Here is a 17,913-nt window from a genome sequence, read left to right as displayed (position 1 = left end):
ACACAATCACCCCTTACCGTCTTCGAATCGCTTAAACTCCAACGCTGCTCGAAATCGTCTAGATTCTTCATCACTCACCACTTCGTCTATATATCTCGATTTCCAATAAGGCGAAAGGTCCAACTCTTCCACTCCGATTCGCTTGAACCAATCCAACACCGTCTCATTCGATTGATGTCTTGAGGCAATCGGCAAGTCCAGATTGAACTGGATGAGCGCATTCCGAACCGCATTATCGGTCCATTGAACCTCTTTGGATTCCACAAATCCATTTGCTTTAGCCTTACGCCCTCTTCGTTTTACGGCGTCACTCGAGAAATCAATGGTCGAGACGACACGCTTTCTTTTCCTGAGCACGCTGAGCGTCAAAATCAGGAGAACAATCAAACCCCCAATAAGGAACCATAACCAGTATGAATTTCCCGACTCGGTTACTGTCCCTCCTGTTTCGAACGTATAGTCTAAAAAGTCATTCTTCAAGAATTGAAAACCCTCATCATCTTTCAGACGAAACTTCCCTCCATGTTCATCACTGCTGGCTCCGTCCTCTCCAGAAAAAAGAAGCACGATTCCACCTTTTGTCGGGTCGTGAAACCATTCCCAAAACAGTCGGACCAGATAGATGGATCCAGTCACCAACATCAAACTACTTAACATGACCATCAATAATCGGATTGAAAATCGCATCGTAACCTCCGTCACACATTATGTACTATCGTAACACGACATACGACGAATTGTCAGAAAAATCCAAACGAAAAGACCGAGAACTCTCGGTCCACTGCTTTACAAAATTGCTTCTGCGAGTAATCTGTCGAACTTACGCACATCCACTTTTTTATTTAGATTGATTTTGATCGTTCCGGCTCGAGTGAACAGTTGAACTTCTGAGTTCAAGTCGAACATTCTTCCCGCATTCTCCGTCGAGTACATATTGATTGAGTCGTACGGAAGCGAGTACACCTCTATCTTCTTCCCCGTGAGCCCTTGCGCATCACGGACAATGAGACGTTTGTTCGTGAAGACGGCGATGTCACGGACAGTCTTGTAGGCAGCGACGGCCCGCTCCCCATCGATGAATGACTCCGTGATATCAATCGGCACCTCACACTCTGAATAAAACGTCCACGACAAATCACCAATCGGGTTTCCCATATCGATTCCTCCCTCTATGAAATGAATGTACTATCCCTATATTCCACAATTCTCGTTTGATTAGACCTTGAATGGGAAGATAGTGTATAGCAACTTGATTGTAGAGGAGGACGTCGTCATGATCGCGCAACAAATCATCACATTGCTACTGATTGGCTATCTCATTTATTTGATTGATTCCAAACGAAATTACTTCCCTGTCCCGGTCATCTTGGTCTTGATTGGGATTGGTCTCTCATACATCGCCTTTTTTGATTCGGTATTCATTTCAAAAGATATAATCTTCGAGGTGTTCCTACCAGCACTTCTGTTTACATCGGCTTATCAGTTCAAATACAAAGATTTGAAAGACAATATCGGGATCATCACGATATTGAGTACGATTGGTCTTGTCTTGACAGCCATCCTGATGGGGTATGGCACGTTTTGGATCAGCGAGCTCTTCACCCCGCTCAGCCTGACCGCCTCTTTCTTATTGGCGTCCATCTTGATTCCGACCGATCCTGTTTCCGTGACAGCCATTTTAAAACGGAGTAAAGGGGAAAAACGGATTGCGGATGTTGTCGAAGGTGAATCGATGGTGAACGATGGGACGAGTGTCGTCATCTTCACGATTTTCCTCAGTATGTTCGCGACAGGAGAACAGTTCTCCACGCTCAACTTTTTAACTGAATTTTTAATTGTGTCAGCCGGAGGAATCGGCATCGGCTTCATTTTTGGATTATTACTTAAAAAATTGATGATTGTCAGCTTTAAAAAGCATGAGCTCGTCATGTTGACGATCGTCATCGCATACGGGGCATTTTATCTCGCCGACGCGCTAGAAGTATCGGGGGTCCTTGCGACCGTCACAGCCGGAATGATGCTTTCTCATGAGCTCGGCATGAAAGAGGACTACGAATCGGTCCAGCGTCACTTGAATGGATTTTGGGACATCGTCATTCCGATATTGCTCGCTCTCCTGTTCTTATTGATTGGAATCGAGGCGACCAGCTATTTGTCTGTATCGCTCTGGACGTTCGCTGTTCTTTTATTCTTGCTTTCGCTTCTGACCCGGTTCATCGTCGTCGGCGGTCTCGTTTATACTGTTCCTGTATGGCGTAGAGAATTTAAAGATGATTTAACGGCGACTTCATTACTCACGTGGTCAGGAATTAAAGGAACGATGTCGATCGCCCTCGTCCTCTGGCTAGAGGCAGAGAACATTAACGGCTCGAGCGAAATGATATCTCTCGCGTTTGCCGTCATTTTACTCTCTCTGATCTTACAAAGCATCGGGGTCTACCCATTAACGACCTATTTAACGAATAAACATGACGAGTGACGAGACCCTTCCTTAGAGAAGGGTTTTTTACATTCTGAAATTGACATCGCCCACTTTTAGTGTAAAATTACACTTATAATATACTAGGAGGTGATTCGTTGGAAAACACTTCAACACCATCCGCTGCCATCTATACGGGGATTGTGACCGTCCTGCTTGCACTCATCGCTTCGTTTCTGACTCCATCGTTCTTGAAGGTTGGCATCATCTGGGATATCGTTGCGTTCTTAGTCATCGGGATTTCGACATTCAGTTTTACATACCATTATTATCAATCAAAACGATTGACCTACTGGCAATACATTTGCTGTTATATCATCGTCTGTCTGCTCTTATTTATCGTGTTTCTCGGAATCTCGTGGATCTTGATTTTCATAAGCTCAGCGACGCTGTAAGTCAGACAAACAAAAAGGAGCGCTTATGCAAAAATCCGAATTTATTGAACAAGTCTCTCGAAAAATGAAATTGATTCGCATCGAATCCCAGTATTCACAGGAAGAGATGGCGAACTTACTTGGGATTTCAAAAAAAACACTCATCCAAATCGAGAAGGAGAGAAATGAAGCAAGCTGGTCGACGATTGTGACGCTATGCGCCTTGTTTAACGAAAGTGAGATTCTCATACACTTGATTGGTGACGACCCCGTTGAATTCGTCAAACTGATTGCGACCGAGAACACTTATGAGCCGAAAGAAAAAACACTCGGCGGACGCGTCTTTTGGCATGCAATCGAGTCAGGTCCACATTACACCCTTCAACAAAATATCATCAGCGGACATTATCGGATCATCGATCTCAACCATGTGAGGTGGTACAGCACGTTTGATGCAGAGGATGCCGAACAGGTAAGGTCGAAGTTGGAACTTCATCGTGAGGAATCAGATGACACGAAAGCATAAAGATTTGATGATGGCTTTCTGTCTAATCGTCATAACGATCGTCTACTTTTGGCTGATCCCGAAACATTGCGTATGACTACATTTGGTTCGTTGGCACAATCATTTTACTCGTACTCTCGTCTTTATCAATCACGCGCTTGATTCAATCATACCTTCCACTTTCTTTGATGAAATTCGTCCTGATTAGCGTGATTTTTTTCCTTGTACTCTGTTGTCTGTTGATTATCCTATTTTATGTCGTAGCGCTTTACCAGATGAACTATTTGTGACGAATTGGAGGTCTTTGTATGCGATTTTATGTCGGTTCAAGCTTTTCAAATATCGAAGAAGTACGGTTCATGCGTAATGAGCTCATTGCGCTCGGTCACACCCATACATACGACTGGACCCAGAACGAACGTGCCGCTTCAATCGATGCGTTACGTGCGATTGGCGAAGAAGAGGTTGCTGGAATTCAAACAGCGGACTTCATCGTCATCCTCTTGCCTGGAGGTAAAGGCGCACATGTTGAACTCGGGATTGCACTCGGAATGAACAAATCGGTCTTTTTATACGATTTGGGTGATCAGATGATGAATATGGAGGAGATGAGCACGTTTTACCATGTGGATGCGGTACAACGCTTGGAGGGACCTTTCTAGGACCTCCCCCGCCGAATCCAAGGTCGATTGGAGCTCTCTAATCACGTTTGAGCTGATGTCCTTTATTCTCACGGAATCGAGCCGGGTTGTAGCCTACCCATTCCGTGAAATGCTTGTTGCGTTAATCTATATTTAATAGGTACTTAGATTATTCAATTCTACCCAATTGCATCACCAAATGTTGAATTTCAGTATTTAAGAAATCAGTCAACTCGACTAATTCTTCCTCAGATGGAAACAAGGATACGCCTGCTACTCGATAAGTATCAGGAATCGAAGCAGTACCACCTAAAGCTAATGCATTCTTATATTGGTTCAGAGTGTCGACTGGATGTTGCCTATACTGCATATACATCCGAAGTGCAGCAATCTGAGCAAGCGCATATTCTATGTAATAGAAAGGCGTTTCAAAAAGATGAATCACGCGCAGCCACTATTTTCCTTTCAAATCACTCACATCGCTCCAATCAATCAAATCAGTCTCATATTGATCGACTAAGCGTTTGAATGTTTCATCAAATGTGTCCACGTTCTTTTCTGAATCATATAGATTATGTTGAAATTGGTCCACGATGAAAACACTTGGTAAAAATTCGATGATTAATCGAAACTGTTCTAGTTTAGCTTGAATGAAAGCTCGTTCATCTGAAAAGATTTTTGTCCGTTGGTTCATCGAAAATAGCTCTAGTGACATAGGTGCGAATTCGCCGACTTCAAACGAAATGGTCTGCGCTTCGAAAAATAGGTGTTGCTGTGAGAGATCATGGTGGATGGCATGACCCATTTCATCTATTAAAGCAATGTAGTCATCAAATCCACCGAATCGGTTCATAAAAATGAAAGATGATTTTGAGTCGGGTAAAGATTCACAAAATCCACCTTCCGCTTTATTCGGTCGAGGCGTTAGATCGAGATGGCCCTTCGCACACATGTCCCTAAACAGCTTTTCAAAGTAGGAATCGACTTCATTCAAGATTCGTTCCGTTCCACTGATTAAGTCATGCAACGAAACGGATAAATCGTGATGATTCGAAAAGGGAGAAATAAAATGAATCCCATGGCGAAAGTTTCGATTTCTTCAATTCCTTTGTCTGTAGTTGCTGGAACGAGCGGCGAAGTGGCTCAAAATGTTTACTCACTTGATTCGCAAATCGTATACAATCCTCGGCATCATAATCTAGACGACCTAGCTTCATAAAGGCTAGTTCACGATAACTCTTAGCGTTTAATCGTTGTGACTGATGTTCCCGATTTTGAATAAGACTTCTCAAGCATTCAGTGATGTCAGCTTCTGTTGAGACATACGCTTTATAAATGAGCGTAAAAGCCTGTTTTCGGATGGATTCGTCAGCATCGTATAGGTCTCCATGAAGTTCCGCAATCGACTTAGAATGATCTGTCGGGTCAGTCAATTGACCGATTATTTGCAAATACTTCTGTATAAGTTGATCCTCTTCGATCAATAAATCAACATTCTCTTCATGATAAAGATTCATCCGATTTCGCATTAGGCGCGTCACGTGATTCTCATCCTTAATAGACTGTAATATAATTCGTGAAACATGTCTTTTCAGCTCATTGAGTGCAGGTTTTATCACGGTTTGAACATGATGTTGTCTTTGATTTACTTCTTCACAATCGCTGTATCGCTGTACGTCAATGTAACTCTTCGTGACGTATTCATCATATCTCCCGATCAATATCGAATGTTTCGATATGAAGCCATCTAATTGATTGGAATCAATTTTATGAAAAGTCGCAAGTACTTGGTTCGTCTCTTTTATCTCTTTATAGTCGATCAACACTGCACCTCGATTCTTCGTTAGCTTTCTATATTATAGATGAATTATAAAATTAAGTGCGACACCCAAACGTGAACACAAAAAAGCCCATGACGCTCTCCTCGTGTAGAATGAAGTCACCACAACACACATTCAAACGGAGGAAATCGCATGAGCTACACCCACCTTACCACAACGGAACGCGTGAAAATAGAGACCTATCTGGAGCTCGGGATGTCCATCCGGTTCATCGCGAGACGGCTCGGGCGACAGCCCTCGACCGTCTCGCGGGAGATCAGACGGAACCCCGACTACGTGGCTGAACGTGCCCAGAAACGCTACGAGAAGACGAAGACCAACTGCGGCGCCAAAACGAAACTCGATGACACGATGCGCCGGACGATCGTCGAGAAGCTGCGTGCGACCTGGTCCCCGGAACAGATCGTCGGCCGTCTCTACACAGAGAAAATTGCCTTCTCCACCATCTACCGATGGATTTACGCGGGACGGATCGACGTGCCCCTGACCGTGCTCCGCCAGAAGGGGAAACGTCAAAAGCCGACCGAGACGCGCGGGCGCATCAACATCGGACTCCCCATCTCGAAACGGCCGCCAGAGGTCAGGGGGCGCCGGACGTTCGGGCACTGGGAGCTCGACACCGTCGTCTCCGGACGAGGGAAATCGAAGGCGTGCGTCGCGACGTTCATCGAGCGGAAGAGCCGGTTCTATCTCGCCCTGCCGATCGCGGACCGCACCGCGGCCTCGATGGAGGGGGCGATCCATGCGGTGCACGGCGCCCTCCCGGACGGCACGTTCGAGACGGCGACGACGGACCGTGGCAAAGAGTTCAGCGGTCACGAGCGCATCCAGGCGTCGCTCAGCGTACCGATGTATTTCGCCGACCCGTACGCATCGTGGCAACGGGGGAGCAACGAGAACGCCAACGGGCGGCCGAGAAAATACCTGACCGCACACGAGGCCTTCACCGTGGAAGTGTTGCGCTTAATTTGACAAACCGTCTATTAAATAAAACTAGGGAAGACAAAATACCGATTTTTAGGGTTCAGAACAATCGTATCTTCATGGTTCCCTTCTTTATCTTCCCACTGAATAGTCAATTCCACTTTTTCATCTTCACTTTTAAACATTGGTTCCCAAGTGTGAATGAAGATGGTGGAATTCTTTTCCCCCGTCAGGTGTTCGCTGGTATTCTCAAGCTCATGGATCAGCTCACCGTCTTTAGTGAGTTCAACCCCAACTAATGTAGCATCGTTTTCACCAAGCCAGTACACGTAACCTGTCCAGTCACCTTTTGGAGCATTCGACTCTCTATTATATTCTGCTTCCCATTGTTTAGAATTCCCGATCCATTTAGGAGGTTGATTTATAGAAAAAATGATCCAGATTGCTAAGATCGAAACAATAGATAAAATAGTGTAGGTGATCTTTTTATAGTTCATATAGTCTCCTCAAATTATCAAAGTCCTTATAAGACTTTATTTAATTTTAATTACTCTAAAACTAAGGGAATCATTGCCTCGGTTTTTGAAGTCTTGGTTATAATAATTGGCTGTATCAGAAGAAATATATACAGTTCCATTAGCTTTTCTATTTACGACAACCGAGTGAAACCATCCATTTTTACTTTTAAATTGAATGACATCTCAACGTTTGCATTACTAATGATGGTGTTTTTGTTAGTACTAGTTGTGGCGCTCATGCCTTTCTTTGTCCAATACGAGTAGAAATCCGTCACTCTTACCCATGAGGTAGATGTCTTATCTCGCACATAGCAACTATTAGACCCTGTGCAATCCATGTAGTTGTCATTAAACCAATACGTGGTCGTTTCAAGCATACCATTTTTTACAGGCGATGGTTTTACTTCCGCTTTTCCACCAGCGTGAATCGCATGTGAAACAAAATTAGTACAGTTTAAATTATAACGTTTATAGTTGGGATTGGTTTTGGTTACATATTGCCTTGCATAATCAGCCACTTTAGTTCTGTTGTATGTAGCCATGATGGAGAACTGAGGAATTTTTAGCGCTTCCTGTTCTTCTAATTCTTGTTCAAATTCTTCATTGGCAATATCACGAAGCTTAATATCTTCCTTTAAATTTTAATTATCCTAAATATCTTTAATTTTTCATTCATGCAGGAAAACTTTTGTTTTTATACGATGAATTGTTGTTTCCAATTTTTTCATAATGTGCTATCCTTTTAAAAATGATCTGACAAACGCGATGAAGAGAACAGTACATCAATGAATCTTTCGTAGAGAGCTCCGTTTGGTGAAAAGGAGTAAAGAACGTTGATTGAAACAAACCTCTGAGCAGCGCTATGGAACTCCCCCCGAGGGATGTGGCGACGGGAACTCCCGTTATAGAGTTGAGGTATAGTCCGATTCATTCGGCAGTACCGAATAAGGTTCGTGCGGTGACGTGCGGACGAACAGGGGTGGCACCACGATGAGAATCTCGTCCCCAAGAATTCGTTCTTGGGGGTGGGATTTTTTTGCGTTCCGAAAGTGATCAAAAATAGAAGGAGTGATTGACTTGAATTCGTTTCGAAAAACCTCTACGTTACTGCTCGTTAGTGTCGGAATCTCAAACCTTGGTGCCTGGATATACTTCATTGCGCTCAACTTGATTATCTTAGAGATGACTAGATCCCCTTTCGCCGTCTCGATTCTCTATGTATTAGTCCCGCTCGCCTCGCTCGTCTCGAATCTTTGGTCAGGTAGCCTGATTGACCGGGTCGATACGAGACGACTGATGATGTTACTGGATGGTCTGCGTGCGTTCCTCGTATTCAGCTTAGGCTGGATTGATTCACTGTGGCTCATCTACGGGATCGTCTTTCTTCTCAATGTGATGAGCTCGTTATTCGAATCATCGAGTCTGGTCTACATGACGCAACTCGTACCTGCCTCGAACCGACAAAAGTTCAATGCGATGAAGAACTTTGTACAGTCATCCGGGTATATTCTAGGTCCGACGATTGCAGGACTGCTCTTTCTAGTCGGGAGCCCAACATTTGCGATTTTCGTGAATGCGTTCGCACTCATCGTCTCGGTCAGTATGTTGTCGCGCCTTCCGTCTCATCATCGAACAGAAGCGTCGATTGAACCATTCTCTGTAAGTTTCATTATCGAGGATTGGAAAATGGTCGTACGATTTGCATCAAATGCCAAATACGTGACGCTCATCTATGGATTGTTCTGTGTCATGACCATCTTCATGTCTGGGCTCGATTCCTTGGAGGCGTCATTCGCGACCCAAGTTCTTCACTTGTCTGAGAGCCGATATGGGTTTCTCGTCAGTATCGCTGGGATTGGGATCATCTTTGGATCACTCATCAATTCAAGATGGAGTCACCGCTTGTCCTTATCGTTTTGTATCGGATTCGGGGCGATCATGACACCAGTCGGCTATCTCCTATTCGCAAGTTCATCCTCGTTCACAATGGCTTCCATCGGATTTTTTGTCCTGACATTCGCGCTTGCCTTTGCAAATACAGGATTCTTATCATTCTATCAACACCATGTCCCGGTCGAAATCATGGGTAGGTTCTCTGGCGCTATCAATGTGGCAGAGTCGCTACTCGTCATCCTACTCACGTTTGGGATTGGACTCCTTGCCGAAATGATTGGGATTCGCCCGGTCTATCTCGCATTCTCGATTATCTTCTTTCTTGTTGGTTGTTACACCATACATGTCATGCGCGACCGTTCGAAACGGGAGTATTTCAATCACAATCAAATCGAAGAAGTGTCTTAAGTCATGAGCCGGTCGTTTTTATGCGACCGGCTTGTTCGATTCGATGAATCGCTTCGATGATTGTGTCTGGTCGTTGTAAATGAATTTGGTGTCCTGCCTTTTCTGCGATGATGAGTTCCGATTGATTTGATAATCTCAACTGTTGATGGATCAGATCATGCCACGTCTCTTCTAGCAAGCGAATTTCAGCCTCAGGTAACCCTCCATTTATCCCTTCTTCAATCATCGCTTCAGAATCTCGACCGATGACAATTAACGGGATTGATGAAAAGGTACCCATTTGTTTGATGATTGAGGCATCGTCATGCCAAAACGATTCTTCTTCCAACATCGTTTTATACAACTGAGGAGATTGATAAAAACGCTTGAGACGTGCGAGTACATCTGATGATAAGCCTTGTTGTTCGAGTGAAAGTTCTGGCTGATGGAGTCGCTCTAATTCTTCTTTCGATAGATTTGAATAAGAACGACACATCGTCCGCCAATCTTCATCTGAATACTGACCATCCATTATAGGCGTTTCTAACTCATCTAATATTGAAAGGTTATGGGAAGTGGAATCAACGAGTACGACTCCTACTACTCTATCCAAAATAAGTTTGGCCATGTGTTGCGCGCACAGACCTCCGTAAGAATGACCGACTAATATGATTGGTTGTTTTAGCTGAAGGGCATCCAACAATTCTGTACATTCAAGAAGATGAGATGACGTTCGACTCGAGCGCATATTTATCTCGCTCTCACCATAACCTGAGCGATGATAAAGCAATACTTGATACGACTCGCTTAATTGTTCAGAAAGAGAAACCCACTCTTCGAATGAACCTCCCATTCCTGTCATCACAACGATGAGGCGTTCCCCGGAACCGAATAATCGATATTCCATGTGATATCCATTGACTTCAATCACTCTATTCATACACTCCACTGTTTAATCAGCTCAAAATCCTCTGGAAATGCAAGTTCCAATCGCTCTATTTCATGGTTCGACCACCAATCGACTTTATCGATGTCCGAGTCGATAGTTGCGGTCGCCAACCGCTCCTTACACGTTGCCAAAAAATAGTGCGTTTCGACTTGATAACTTGAGATGATGGCTCGTTTGATATGTAATCTTTGATTAATCGAAATGCGATAGCCCGTTTCTTCGAACACTTCACGCTGGCAACATTGTTCCGGCGTTTCTCCTTCTTCTAGACCGCCTGATGGTAAACTCCATTGTTGTACGTCACGATTCTTTACGAACAAGACTTTTTTTCTTCGTTGATGCATAAAGCAGCTGATCCAATCCACTGTTTCATAGTCTTATTTCCCCCTTTTCATTTTTCTGCTTGCAGGTGACGTTACGTCACCCGATATGATGGGGCTACAACCACATAAGGAGGAAATACGATGTTGAATCAAATGCAAAAGAAAACAACTCCCATTTGGACATGGAATCAGTTTGCAATTACGATGGTTCTTCTATTCGGAGTGACGCCTCTACTCATCGAGCAACACTTACACAACTTTTTAGAGCGGTCATGGGGAAACACCCTCTATTCAGGAACAAGTATCGGCCTGTTATTAGCCATAATATTTATGACCGTCCTCTATCTCGTCGCGATACGTCCTCGGACCTTATCGCTCGAAACGTTAGGACTTCGCCGCATCTCATGGAAAGACTCGGGGATGATCTTTCTATGGACAATTGTGTTAATTGTACTCAGTATCATCATCGTCGTAGTCCAATCATATTTCGGCATCGGTACGTCGAATACAAAAACAGAGAGTTTGCAAAGTGACTTGTCGATTATCTCCATACTAATTGCGTTTGGATCGGCGGCCATCATATCACCAATCTATGAAGAAATCTTTTATCGTGGGTTCTTATACCGCTTCTTTCAAGAACGATTTGGGGTCGGGATCGGGATGATAATAAGTGCTGGAATATTCACTCTCGCTCATTTACCGACGACAAACACGTTACTCGTCAATTTTGTATCGGGACTAGTATTCGCTTGGGTATATGAACGGACCAACTCTATCTATTCCAGCATGCTCATCCATGGAACCTTTAATGGGCTAGCCGTTCTATTGACTGCATTGGCGTGAGGGAATCACTCTTGATATAGTGAATCAATATAGGCAAGAATCGATGCATCGATTGGATACAGTCCTAATTCATTCGATGCATCAGTTGATTTTCGAATCTTCCAAAATGATTCAATCAATTGTTGATTGTCTCCAAATGTCTCGTCTGTTAACCAAGTCAAATCTTCTTTAAGAATTTGGGCTTCTTTTGAGGAAGGGGCGACCCCACGTTCGATTAGAATTTCGGTTCTCCGAATCAAGTTGATCCACTTTTTCGTATCATGCTCACCGTCTTCTAATTTAGGTAAACTTGCTTGCAATGAAGCAGACTCTTCTTCCGTAAAATAGTCCGTCCATTGTTTCCGGTCATTTGATTTAGCTTGGATAGTTTGCAGTTTCGTCCAATCGATTTTTTCATTTTCAAGCTTCATGGATTGAAGGAGCGTGACCGTATGGTTCTGCGCCTGCTTCAATTCCTCTATCTTTCCTTCTAACGAGGACAGATGGGCGGACAAGATGCTTGTAAGAGATTCCTCATCTAAAATTCTCCGAATCTCATCGAGCGGGACGGTCATCGATTTTAAAAGCATGATTTTTTGAAGTCGAAACATTTCGTCATCACTATAAAATCGTTTCTGTACATCGTTCGTATACGAGGGGGTGACCAAATTGATTTGGTCATAGTATCGAAGCGTACGCACAGACACGTTCAGTTTTCTTGCGACCTCTCCCGTTGAATAGTGTTTGGTCAATTTTTGACCCTCCTAACTACATATGACGTGTATGTATGAATATCTTTTGAACTGATAAATCCCTTCATCCTAATCTGAAAATAAAATTCGTGGTACATCCCCATCCATTCGCTAATCATTTCTCGTGTGAACATTTACGTCATCCTTTCGTGTACCAATCAATCGATAGTCGTCTTGGTTCTGCATAGCATCGAGAACCCCTTCCACAATCTCATCGTGTGTCAACCAACGGACAGATGCCATCTCATGCATTTCCCCTAATTGGACTTGTCGATATGTTTGTTGTGCATTGAAACATAGACAATTCTTCTCATATTCCGGATTCGCCCGGCTACCTAAAATATGTATCACCTCTGAATTTTCCGAATGATCCAAAATGAGTTGCATCGCTCTCCCTGAGCCTCGATGCACCCAGGCGATGACTCGATCAAACGGACCTCTTTGTTTCACTCCTCGCTGTAGTGCGTTAGAAAGTGCTTCCTCTTCGAGATAGTCAACAATCAGTGGATGACACGTTTCAGGATTTCGTTGTACAATGTTTGCCATTTTTTCTTTATCTCGTCCAATGATCGTGACATCCTGTTCAATCGCTAAATAAGATGTGAGTTCGGCCAACATCCCTGTCCCTCCGACAATCAATATATGTTTTCGATTCATGCCACCACCTCATTTTCCATTATACACCAATCATTCATTCTTCTTTTCCTATAGAAGTGTTCGGAAACATTCACGTCTTTTCAAAAATAAGCCTTTCATACTCGAGTGAATCACTTATAATGAATCAAGTGTTCGAATCGGTTTGAACAATCACTATTTCGGAAAATGGATAATAGTGTAACGATTTCAATTTATTTCTTTTAAGAGGAGGATACCTATGAGACTCTGGACAACGATTTCACTACAACTGATCGCACTCATCGTTGTATCGTTGGCATGTAGTATTCTATTTTCCTCTGTGCTGATCATGAATCATCTACCTGTTTGGTGGATGATCTGTATTCCGATTCTTTATCTTTCAACGTTGCTCATTCATCGCGGGTCTGGTGTACTCATTCTGTTAGGATTCGCTGCTTACTTTTTAATCACGATGCCTGTGTATGAGACTGCCGCTACTGCGCAACTATATATTTTATTACTATTAGCGATTTTGACGGGGTTGTCTTACTGGCTCCAAGTCAAGCTGTTTCATGCCCAGTTTGCACTAAAGGTTGCGGAAGCGAGGGTCAGTCAGTTAATTGCGGTCGACCCAGAGACTGGTTTTGATAACCGAGATCGGTTTTTGATGGATGTAGAGGCTGAACGGAATCGGTTGATTCGCCACGGGGAAACGTATGTGGTGTCATTCATCACATTACCGATTCTTGATGATTTTGAAAAACGGTATGGTTCATCCGAGTATGAATGGTTCTTGAACTACTTTAGTGATGAACTTCACGAAGCGACTCGACGAACAGACAAGAAATATCGAGTTGCGCAAGACACATTCGCTATGATTTTCCCTCAAACGTCAATCGAAAATGCACAAATTGTACATGAACGAATCAGACCACTACTCCTAGAGTATTCACGTCAGAGCGGAGATTCGCTCACAGTTGAATGCTCAGACAAATCGTTTGAAGTGAACTTAGAGAACGCATCCATTCGATTAGAAGAAATTCATCGGTATATAGAATCTAAAGACTAAAAAATGAGTTCATTCGTGAACTCATTTTTTGATGGAGTGAATATGAAATTCGTGTTTCTCATCCATTTCGACGATATATTGTTGATCAAGTACCATCTGAATCGGGCTCGGAATCGACAGTTTTGGTGAGAAGAGCCAAACACGCCCTCGAGGTACGAGGAGAATGTAAGTATTGTGATTTGGAGGACCTATGAAGTTCAAATGACGAGGGTCAATTGAGTTTCCATCCCTCCGTCTTACTCCAATTGTTTCAAGCTCCTGTGCGACGAGAGACGGGTCTTCTACCGTCAAACTCATCTCGCCGATTCCAAGAAACTCATTTGACGAAAAAGATTCGATGTTACTTTCCGGATTAATCGAATGTCGAGCAATCAACTCGACGATGTTCTCATCCGCGTCGTAAAAATAATGCGATGATGCATCGATCCCCTCAAAATAGATTTCGTCCTCCCCGTCTTCGGTCAAAAGCGGGACACGTGACATGATCCATTCTTTTGCTTCTTTGAATCGATTAGCCGGAATATTGATAGCGTATGGTATTGTCGCTCTTGCTCCGTTTTAGCCTCTTGAAATACCAACGCATCTTCACCTAGATTGATTCGAAAACTGGTCAGGTCTTCTTCACTGACTGATAATCCAAGTCGTTCCGTATAGAAACGTTTCATTTCGTCAAGTCGGTTCGTGTAGAGTGTGGCTTCTGTAATTCTCATAAAATCCCTCCTCGTATCCCTCATGTTCTTGCTTACCTATGTGACTTGATGGCTCGTTTGTATTTTTGGTATTCTGACCAATTCATATTCATCCCTAGTAAATCAGTGCAACAATCTTCTTTCCACGTAATCGGATTGAAACCAGTCTTTAACGCTACGTGACTCTTGCCTGAATCATCAAAATTCACAGTCAATTGAGCCACACCCTTCTCCGTATAGGTTTTAGCCAATCTCGAATTATACCGGCTGTAATGCTCACCTAGAGAAAAATATGGATGTACTGCCCACGGACATCGCTCAATTGCCATTTGAAGATACTCGCGCTCTTTATGTCGTAGCACCTTTGAAACGCTTAGACAAATCAATGCAGAAACTTCAGGTGTTGCTACTTCAATCAATCGATTCGCAACTTCAATGATTTCCTCGTCTATCTCAAAATCATTCCATCCCAAATCATATAATGCCAAGGCAAAATAGAAGGGTTTATCTGGATGGTATGAAAAGGCGGTTCGGCAAAATGCATTCACTCGATCATAATCTTCAATCCGATCCAACCGTTCGTAACCAATAAGCAAATCCCAGCGATATGATTCGGTCGGATCGAGCAGCACATAGTCAATTAACAGCTGCTCGATGTCCGGAGTGTCGCGCATGAATTGTTCAAGTTCTTTGAATCGTTTGTCGTGAACAAGTGACTCGATTCGCTCCAACATCTTCTGCTGAACCGAAGTGAGCGCTTGATTTCCTGAGTACAAATCGAAAATCAAAGATGACTTTAATTGACTCACCCAGATTTCCTCCTTTATCCGCTACGTTCAACGAGTCGGAATAGATCATCGACCCGCGACCTTGTGATACCATTCCGCTGCTCCATTGCAAGAGGATGATTTGTTGGTTCGAGTTCAATCAATGGACGTAGTCCGACTCCACGCATATGTACGTTTGTCTTTAGATTGATGGTATCTGGATAGATGGGAAGATCCGTCGATAACCAGCCGAACATCGGGCCGAGGTCTACACGAGCTGGTTCATCCCATAAATCGATGACTTTGAAAAAGTTATCCGGACTGAGTGATACCCAGACACTCCAGATGAAAGGATTGTCTTCTCCAATGATCGGGAGTTCGAGGCATCCGTTGATAAAGAAATGAGCTTCATCGAGGACGCAAATATCATCTGTCAAAATGACGCGCTTCTTCATCTCCCGTTTCGATAGGCCGTCTAACACTGATGGCATGATCGATCCAAAACCGACTCTATGTTCTATACTCGTGCCACATATCGAGCAGTTGCAATCACTCTTGTGTTTTCGTTTGAAAAGGTATCTCATAAGTACTGGCTTTCTGATTTAAGTTTAATTAATGGTATGTGAAATAAAATAATTCATTCTACACGTATTTATTTTTTTTGTAGAAAATCACGGTTTACAAGACGAATGAAGTAACCCTTGAATCAGTCTCTAACACTCGCGTCCGCGTATCATTTTTCGATAAAAACACTTCTTCTCCATTTTCATCAAAGCAATATGCGATCGGAATCGAGATTCCACAATTTCGATACGATCCATCCGCGTGACTCGTTCCGATAATCATCGCTTTTCGTTCCATCGCAATCTTTCTCGCTTCTTCCGACCACTCCGTGAATTGTTCCTCACTAAACATCCCGACCCCGATTGGAGTGAATATGATCGTCAGATGTTCATGACCCTTCAATCCTTCAACCCCCATAAAAATCTCCCTGCACAGTAAATATCCGTATTCTTCTGCTCCATCTGTGGCACTTGATGGCATGTACAAGCCCTCATTTTCAGGCGTTTTCCGTCGCGTTAACAACGTCTCGCCATTCTTATTTACAATGAGGACCCGGTCTCTATTCGTGTCATCTCGATACCCTAAAACAATCGTTGTGTCGAATTGGATTGCTAAATCACTCAGCTCATCCAATTCTCTATATGTACAATATCCCTCTGGATAGAGAATCAAGTCCACCGTAGGGTTCGACTCAATCTCTCCCTTCAGTTGCATAAGATCTTTTTCCATCTTCGGTTGTCCGATCAATATATTCATCTCTACTTGCCCGCTCTCATGATTCGTCTAGTTGGTATGTAAGTGAGGTTCTCGACCACACCTCACGAAAAAATTTGATACTTCTCTCTATATTACCATCTATCATCTGATTGATTCTTCATTGATTTTCACCACTACATTCCCAACCTTTGTCCCTTGATCGACGTATCGGTGTGCCTCGACAATCTCATCTAGCGAATAAACTGAATCAATGACGGGTTGTAGCTCTCCTGCTTCAAACAGTTCGTTTAAGAACATCAAATCCTCTTTTCGTTCGCTCGCCGGTCCCTGTCCCGCGACGGAACTGAACGCCCCGTTCTCTGCCACGTGCGTTTTGGCTAGTCGTTTATCAATTTTCCCCGAAGCGTCAAAGACGGCATCATACGTACCCAAATCACGGTCATATCCTTCTCTCGAATAGTCCACGACTACATCTGCCCCGAGCCGCTTCACGAGCTCGATATTCCGTTCATGGCAGACCGCAGTCACATGAACGCCGTAGTGCTTCGCTATCTGTACGGCTGTCGAACCGACAGCACCCGCTCCACCATAAATGAGAACGTTCGTCGCTCGCTCGATACGTGCCTTCCGTAAAAAATGTAGTGCAGTCGTCCCACCAAATGGTAGCGCCGCTGCCTCGATAAAGCTGGCATGGGCCGGCATCTGAAACACACATTTCGATTCGTTCACGCATGCAAACTCCGCATAACCACCAAAACGCATCCCAGTAAGGGCATAGACGTTTTCTCCGACCTGAAAGTTTTTCACACTGTTGCCTGTTTCTACGACGGTACCTGCCAACACGACACCGAGAATCGGTTGACGTGGTGCCTTAAAACCAACAACTAATCGCATCGGTAGTTTTCCTAATGCTGGAACGTCTAGTGCGCGGAGGCGTCGGTCACCCGAGTGGACGGCCGATGCATGGACTTGAATCAGGATCTCATTGCTTTTCGGCTTCGGTTGATGCACTTCTTGAATGACGAGTACTTCCGGTGGCCCATACGTGGTACAAATCGCAGCTTTCATATCGATTCACTCCATT

At 43.8% G+C, this 17,913-nt stretch carries 25 protein-coding genes and 1 other annotated feature; of the genes, 8 read left to right on the top strand and 17 right to left on the bottom strand.

What is annotated here, in order from left to right:
- Window positions 1–6: 6 nt before the first annotated feature.
- Both KNO68_RS03890 and KNO68_RS03885 read right to left on the bottom strand, forming a co-directional pair.
- Entirely contained in the window at window positions 7–687 is a 681-nt protein-coding gene (locus KNO68_RS03890; RefSeq protein ID WP_215112079.1) for a hypothetical protein, read from the bottom strand.
- Window positions 688–786: 99 nt separating this feature from the next.
- Complete coding sequence (locus KNO68_RS03885) at window positions 787–1,155, bottom strand: PH domain-containing protein (RefSeq protein ID WP_078146889.1); 369 nt, start codon at window positions 1,153–1,155, stop codon at window positions 787–789.
- A 118-nt stretch (window positions 1,156–1,273) separates the two neighbouring features.
- On the opposite strand from KNO68_RS03885, the gene KNO68_RS03880 reads away from it, so the two are divergent.
- The 4 genes from KNO68_RS03880 (at window position 1,274) to KNO68_RS03865 (ending at window position 4,020) form a co-directional block, all read left to right on the top strand.
- The gene (locus tag KNO68_RS03880) at window positions 1,274–2,479 is read left to right on the top strand and encodes a cation:proton antiporter (RefSeq protein ID WP_078146888.1); all 1,206 of its coding nucleotides are present in this window, start codon (window positions 1,274–1,276) and stop codon (window positions 2,477–2,479) included.
- 98 nt (window positions 2,480–2,577) lie between these two features.
- A complete protein-coding gene (locus KNO68_RS03875) occupies window positions 2,578–2,874 on the top strand; it encodes a hypothetical protein (protein WP_215112078.1) in 297 nt (98 codons plus the stop codon).
- Between the two features lie 25 nt (window positions 2,875–2,899).
- Window positions 2,900–3,379, top strand: a complete 480-nt coding sequence (locus KNO68_RS03870; protein WP_215112077.1) for a helix-turn-helix transcriptional regulator — start codon at window positions 2,900–2,902, stop codon at window positions 3,377–3,379.
- Between the two features lie 287 nt (window positions 3,380–3,666).
- Window positions 3,667–4,020: a nucleoside 2-deoxyribosyltransferase gene (locus KNO68_RS03865; RefSeq protein WP_215112076.1), complete on the top strand. Its 354-nt coding sequence runs from the start codon at window positions 3,667–3,669 to the stop codon at window positions 4,018–4,020.
- 148 nt (window positions 4,021–4,168) lie between these two features.
- Here the strand turns inward: KNO68_RS03865 and KNO68_RS03860 are convergent, their stop codons facing one another.
- Genes KNO68_RS03860 through KNO68_RS03850 form a run of 3 tightly spaced genes read right to left on the bottom strand, consistent with a single transcriptional unit; the run spans window position 4,169 to window position 5,540 of the window.
- Window positions 4,169–4,444, bottom strand: coding sequence for a M3 family metallopeptidase (locus tag KNO68_RS03860; RefSeq protein WP_215112075.1), 276 nt, complete (start codon window positions 4,442–4,444; stop codon window positions 4,169–4,171).
- Between the two features lie 9 nt (window positions 4,445–4,453).
- Window positions 4,454–5,026: a M3 family metallopeptidase gene (locus KNO68_RS03855; RefSeq protein ID WP_215112074.1), complete on the bottom strand. Its 573-nt coding sequence runs from the start codon at window positions 5,024–5,026 to the stop codon at window positions 4,454–4,456.
- Complete coding sequence (locus KNO68_RS03850) at window positions 5,019–5,540, bottom strand: M3 family metallopeptidase (protein WP_215112073.1); 522 nt, start codon at window positions 5,538–5,540, stop codon at window positions 5,019–5,021. The genes KNO68_RS03855 and KNO68_RS03850 overlap by 8 nt, the downstream gene beginning before the upstream one ends.
- Window positions 5,541–5,972: 432 nt before the next feature.
- Here KNO68_RS03850 and KNO68_RS03845 point away from each other — a divergent pair, with 432 nt between their 5' ends.
- Window positions 5,973–6,812, top strand: a complete 840-nt coding sequence (locus tag KNO68_RS03845) for an IS30 family transposase (protein WP_215112072.1) — start codon at window positions 5,973–5,975, stop codon at window positions 6,810–6,812.
- Between the two features lie 11 nt (window positions 6,813–6,823).
- Here KNO68_RS03845 and KNO68_RS03840 read toward each other — a convergent pair whose 3' ends face one another.
- Together KNO68_RS03840 and KNO68_RS15085 are read right to left on the bottom strand one after the other, a co-directional pair.
- Window positions 6,824–7,261: a hypothetical protein gene (locus KNO68_RS03840; protein WP_214688764.1), complete on the bottom strand. Its 438-nt coding sequence runs from the start codon at window positions 7,259–7,261 to the stop codon at window positions 6,824–6,826.
- A 152-nt stretch (window positions 7,262–7,413) separates the two neighbouring features.
- Entirely contained in the window at window positions 7,414–7,824 is a 411-nt protein-coding gene (locus tag KNO68_RS15085) for an amidase domain-containing protein (RefSeq protein WP_215112071.1), read from the bottom strand.
- Between the two features lie 214 nt (window positions 7,825–8,038).
- Window positions 8,039–8,292 (top strand) — a binding site (T-box leader).
- Window positions 8,293–8,359: 67 nt separating this feature from the next.
- Here KNO68_RS15085 and KNO68_RS03830 point away from each other — a divergent pair.
- Window positions 8,360–9,583 carry an MFS transporter gene (locus KNO68_RS03830; protein ID WP_214812541.1) on the top strand — a complete coding sequence of 408 codons (1,224 nt, stop codon included), beginning with the start codon at window positions 8,360–8,362 and terminating at the stop codon, window positions 9,581–9,583.
- Window position 9,584: 1 nt separating this feature from the next.
- Here the strand turns inward: KNO68_RS03830 and KNO68_RS03825 are convergent, their stop codons facing one another.
- Together KNO68_RS03825 and KNO68_RS03820 are read right to left on the bottom strand one after the other, a co-directional pair.
- Complete coding sequence (locus KNO68_RS03825; protein WP_214812539.1) at window positions 9,585–10,502, bottom strand: alpha/beta fold hydrolase; 918 nt, start codon at window positions 10,500–10,502, stop codon at window positions 9,585–9,587.
- Window positions 10,499–10,855 (bottom strand): NUDIX domain-containing protein, encoded by a 357-nt coding sequence (locus tag KNO68_RS03820; protein ID WP_215112070.1) that lies wholly within the window; start codon window positions 10,853–10,855, stop codon window positions 10,499–10,501. Before KNO68_RS03820 ends, KNO68_RS03825 begins: the two co-directional genes overlap by 4 nt.
- 120 nt (window positions 10,856–10,975) lie before the next feature.
- On the opposite strand from KNO68_RS03820, the gene KNO68_RS03815 reads away from it, so the two are divergent.
- Window positions 10,976–11,677 (top strand): CPBP family intramembrane glutamic endopeptidase, encoded by a 702-nt coding sequence (locus KNO68_RS03815; RefSeq protein WP_215112069.1) that lies wholly within the window; start codon window positions 10,976–10,978, stop codon window positions 11,675–11,677.
- Window positions 11,678–11,682: 5 nt separating this feature from the next.
- Here KNO68_RS03815 and KNO68_RS03810 read toward each other — a convergent pair whose 3' ends face one another.
- The gene (locus KNO68_RS03810) at window positions 11,683–12,408 is read right to left on the bottom strand and encodes a MerR family transcriptional regulator (RefSeq protein ID WP_215112068.1); all 726 of its coding nucleotides are present in this window, start codon (window positions 12,406–12,408) and stop codon (window positions 11,683–11,685) included.
- Window positions 12,409–12,519: 111 nt separating this feature from the next.
- Window positions 12,520–13,065 carry a Rossmann-fold NAD(P)-binding domain-containing protein gene (locus KNO68_RS03805; protein ID WP_215112067.1) on the bottom strand — a complete coding sequence of 182 codons (546 nt, stop codon included), beginning with the start codon at window positions 13,063–13,065 and terminating at the stop codon, window positions 12,520–12,522.
- A gap of 217 nt (window positions 13,066–13,282) precedes the next feature.
- Between KNO68_RS03805 and KNO68_RS03800 the strand changes: the two genes are divergently transcribed.
- Entirely contained in the window at window positions 13,283–14,092 is an 810-nt protein-coding gene (locus KNO68_RS03800) for a GGDEF domain-containing protein (protein ID WP_215112066.1), read from the top strand.
- A 21-nt stretch (window positions 14,093–14,113) separates the two neighbouring features.
- Here KNO68_RS03800 and KNO68_RS03795 read toward each other — a convergent pair whose 3' ends face one another.
- From KNO68_RS03795 to KNO68_RS03770, 6 genes are all read right to left on the bottom strand, one after another.
- Window positions 14,114–14,575 carry a hypothetical protein gene (locus tag KNO68_RS03795; RefSeq protein ID WP_215112065.1) on the bottom strand — a complete coding sequence of 154 codons (462 nt, stop codon included), beginning with the start codon at window positions 14,573–14,575 and terminating at the stop codon, window positions 14,114–14,116.
- Window positions 14,554–14,802 (bottom strand): VOC family protein, encoded by a 249-nt coding sequence (locus tag KNO68_RS03790; protein WP_215112064.1) that lies wholly within the window; start codon window positions 14,800–14,802, stop codon window positions 14,554–14,556. Before KNO68_RS03790 ends, KNO68_RS03795 begins: the two co-directional genes overlap by 22 nt.
- Window positions 14,803–14,834: 32 nt before the next feature.
- Window positions 14,835–15,590, bottom strand: coding sequence for a hypothetical protein (locus KNO68_RS03785; RefSeq protein WP_215112063.1), 756 nt, complete (start codon window positions 15,588–15,590; stop codon window positions 14,835–14,837).
- Window positions 15,591–15,604: 14 nt separating this feature from the next.
- Window positions 15,605–16,132 (bottom strand): DUF2199 domain-containing protein, encoded by a 528-nt coding sequence (locus KNO68_RS03780; RefSeq protein ID WP_285222490.1) that lies wholly within the window; start codon window positions 16,130–16,132, stop codon window positions 15,605–15,607.
- A gap of 94 nt (window positions 16,133–16,226) precedes the next feature.
- A complete protein-coding gene (locus KNO68_RS03775) occupies window positions 16,227–16,868 on the bottom strand; it encodes a hypothetical protein (RefSeq protein WP_215112062.1) in 642 nt (213 codons plus the stop codon).
- 102 nt (window positions 16,869–16,970) lie between these two features.
- Window positions 16,971–17,897 (bottom strand): NAD(P)-dependent alcohol dehydrogenase, encoded by a 927-nt coding sequence (locus tag KNO68_RS03770; RefSeq protein ID WP_215112061.1) that lies wholly within the window; start codon window positions 17,895–17,897, stop codon window positions 16,971–16,973.
- Window positions 17,898–17,913: the final 16 nt, after the last annotated feature.

Origin of the sequence: Exiguobacterium sp. s75, assembly GCF_018617145.1 — a bacterium.
GTDB classification, from domain to species: domain Bacteria; phylum Bacillota; class Bacilli; order Exiguobacteriales; family Exiguobacteriaceae; genus Exiguobacterium; species Exiguobacterium profundum.
Note: the sequence above shows the minus strand (reverse complement) of the source record. Positions and strands in the feature narration are given on the sequence as shown.

Coding starts and splice junctions, on each gene's coding strand:
- KNO68_RS03795 (WP_215112065.1), bottom strand. CDS start 14,575: ATGTCACGTGTCCCGCTTTTGACCGAAGACGGGGAGGACGAAATCTAT.
- KNO68_RS03890 (WP_215112079.1), bottom strand. CDS start 687: ATGCGATTTTCAATCCGATTATTGATGGTCATGTTAAGTAGTTTGATG.
- KNO68_RS03770 (WP_215112061.1), bottom strand. CDS start 17,897: ATGAAAGCTGCGATTTGTACCACGTATGGGCCACCGGAAGTACTCGTC.
- KNO68_RS03815 (WP_215112069.1), top strand. CDS start 10,976: ATGTTGAATCAAATGCAAAAGAAAACAACTCCCATTTGGACATGGAAT.
- KNO68_RS03800 (WP_215112066.1), top strand. CDS start 13,283: ATGAGACTCTGGACAACGATTTCACTACAACTGATCGCACTCATCGTT.
- KNO68_RS03885 (WP_078146889.1), bottom strand. CDS start 1,155: ATGGGAAACCCGATTGGTGATTTGTCGTGGACGTTTTATTCAGAGTGT.
- KNO68_RS03775 (WP_215112062.1), bottom strand. CDS start 16,868: ATGAATATATTGATCGGACAACCGAAGATGGAAAAAGATCTTATGCAA.
- KNO68_RS03870 (WP_215112077.1), top strand. CDS start 2,900: ATGCAAAAATCCGAATTTATTGAACAAGTCTCTCGAAAAATGAAATTG.
- KNO68_RS03880 (WP_078146888.1), top strand. CDS start 1,274: ATGATCGCGCAACAAATCATCACATTGCTACTGATTGGCTATCTCATT.
- KNO68_RS03845 (WP_215112072.1), top strand. CDS start 5,973: ATGAGCTACACCCACCTTACCACAACGGAACGCGTGAAAATAGAGACC.
- KNO68_RS03840 (WP_214688764.1), bottom strand. CDS start 7,261: ATGAACTATAAAAAGATCACCTACACTATTTTATCTATTGTTTCGATC.
- KNO68_RS03865 (WP_215112076.1), top strand. CDS start 3,667: ATGCGATTTTATGTCGGTTCAAGCTTTTCAAATATCGAAGAAGTACGG.
- KNO68_RS03780 (WP_285222490.1), bottom strand. CDS start 16,132: ATGAGATACCTTTTCAAACGAAAACACAAGAGTGATTGCAACTGCTCG.
- KNO68_RS03825 (WP_214812539.1), bottom strand. CDS start 10,502: ATGAATAGAGTGATTGAAGTCAATGGATATCACATGGAATATCGATTA.
- KNO68_RS03820 (WP_215112070.1), bottom strand. CDS start 10,855: ATGCATCAACGAAGAAAAAAAGTCTTGTTCGTAAAGAATCGTGACGTA.
- KNO68_RS03790 (WP_215112064.1), bottom strand. CDS start 14,802: ATGAGAATTACAGAAGCCACACTCTACACGAACCGACTTGACGAAATG.
- KNO68_RS15085 (WP_215112071.1), bottom strand. CDS start 7,824: ATGGCTACATACAACAGAACTAAAGTGGCTGATTATGCAAGGCAATAT.
- KNO68_RS03805 (WP_215112067.1), bottom strand. CDS start 13,065: ATGAATCGAAAACATATATTGATTGTCGGAGGGACAGGGATGTTGGCC.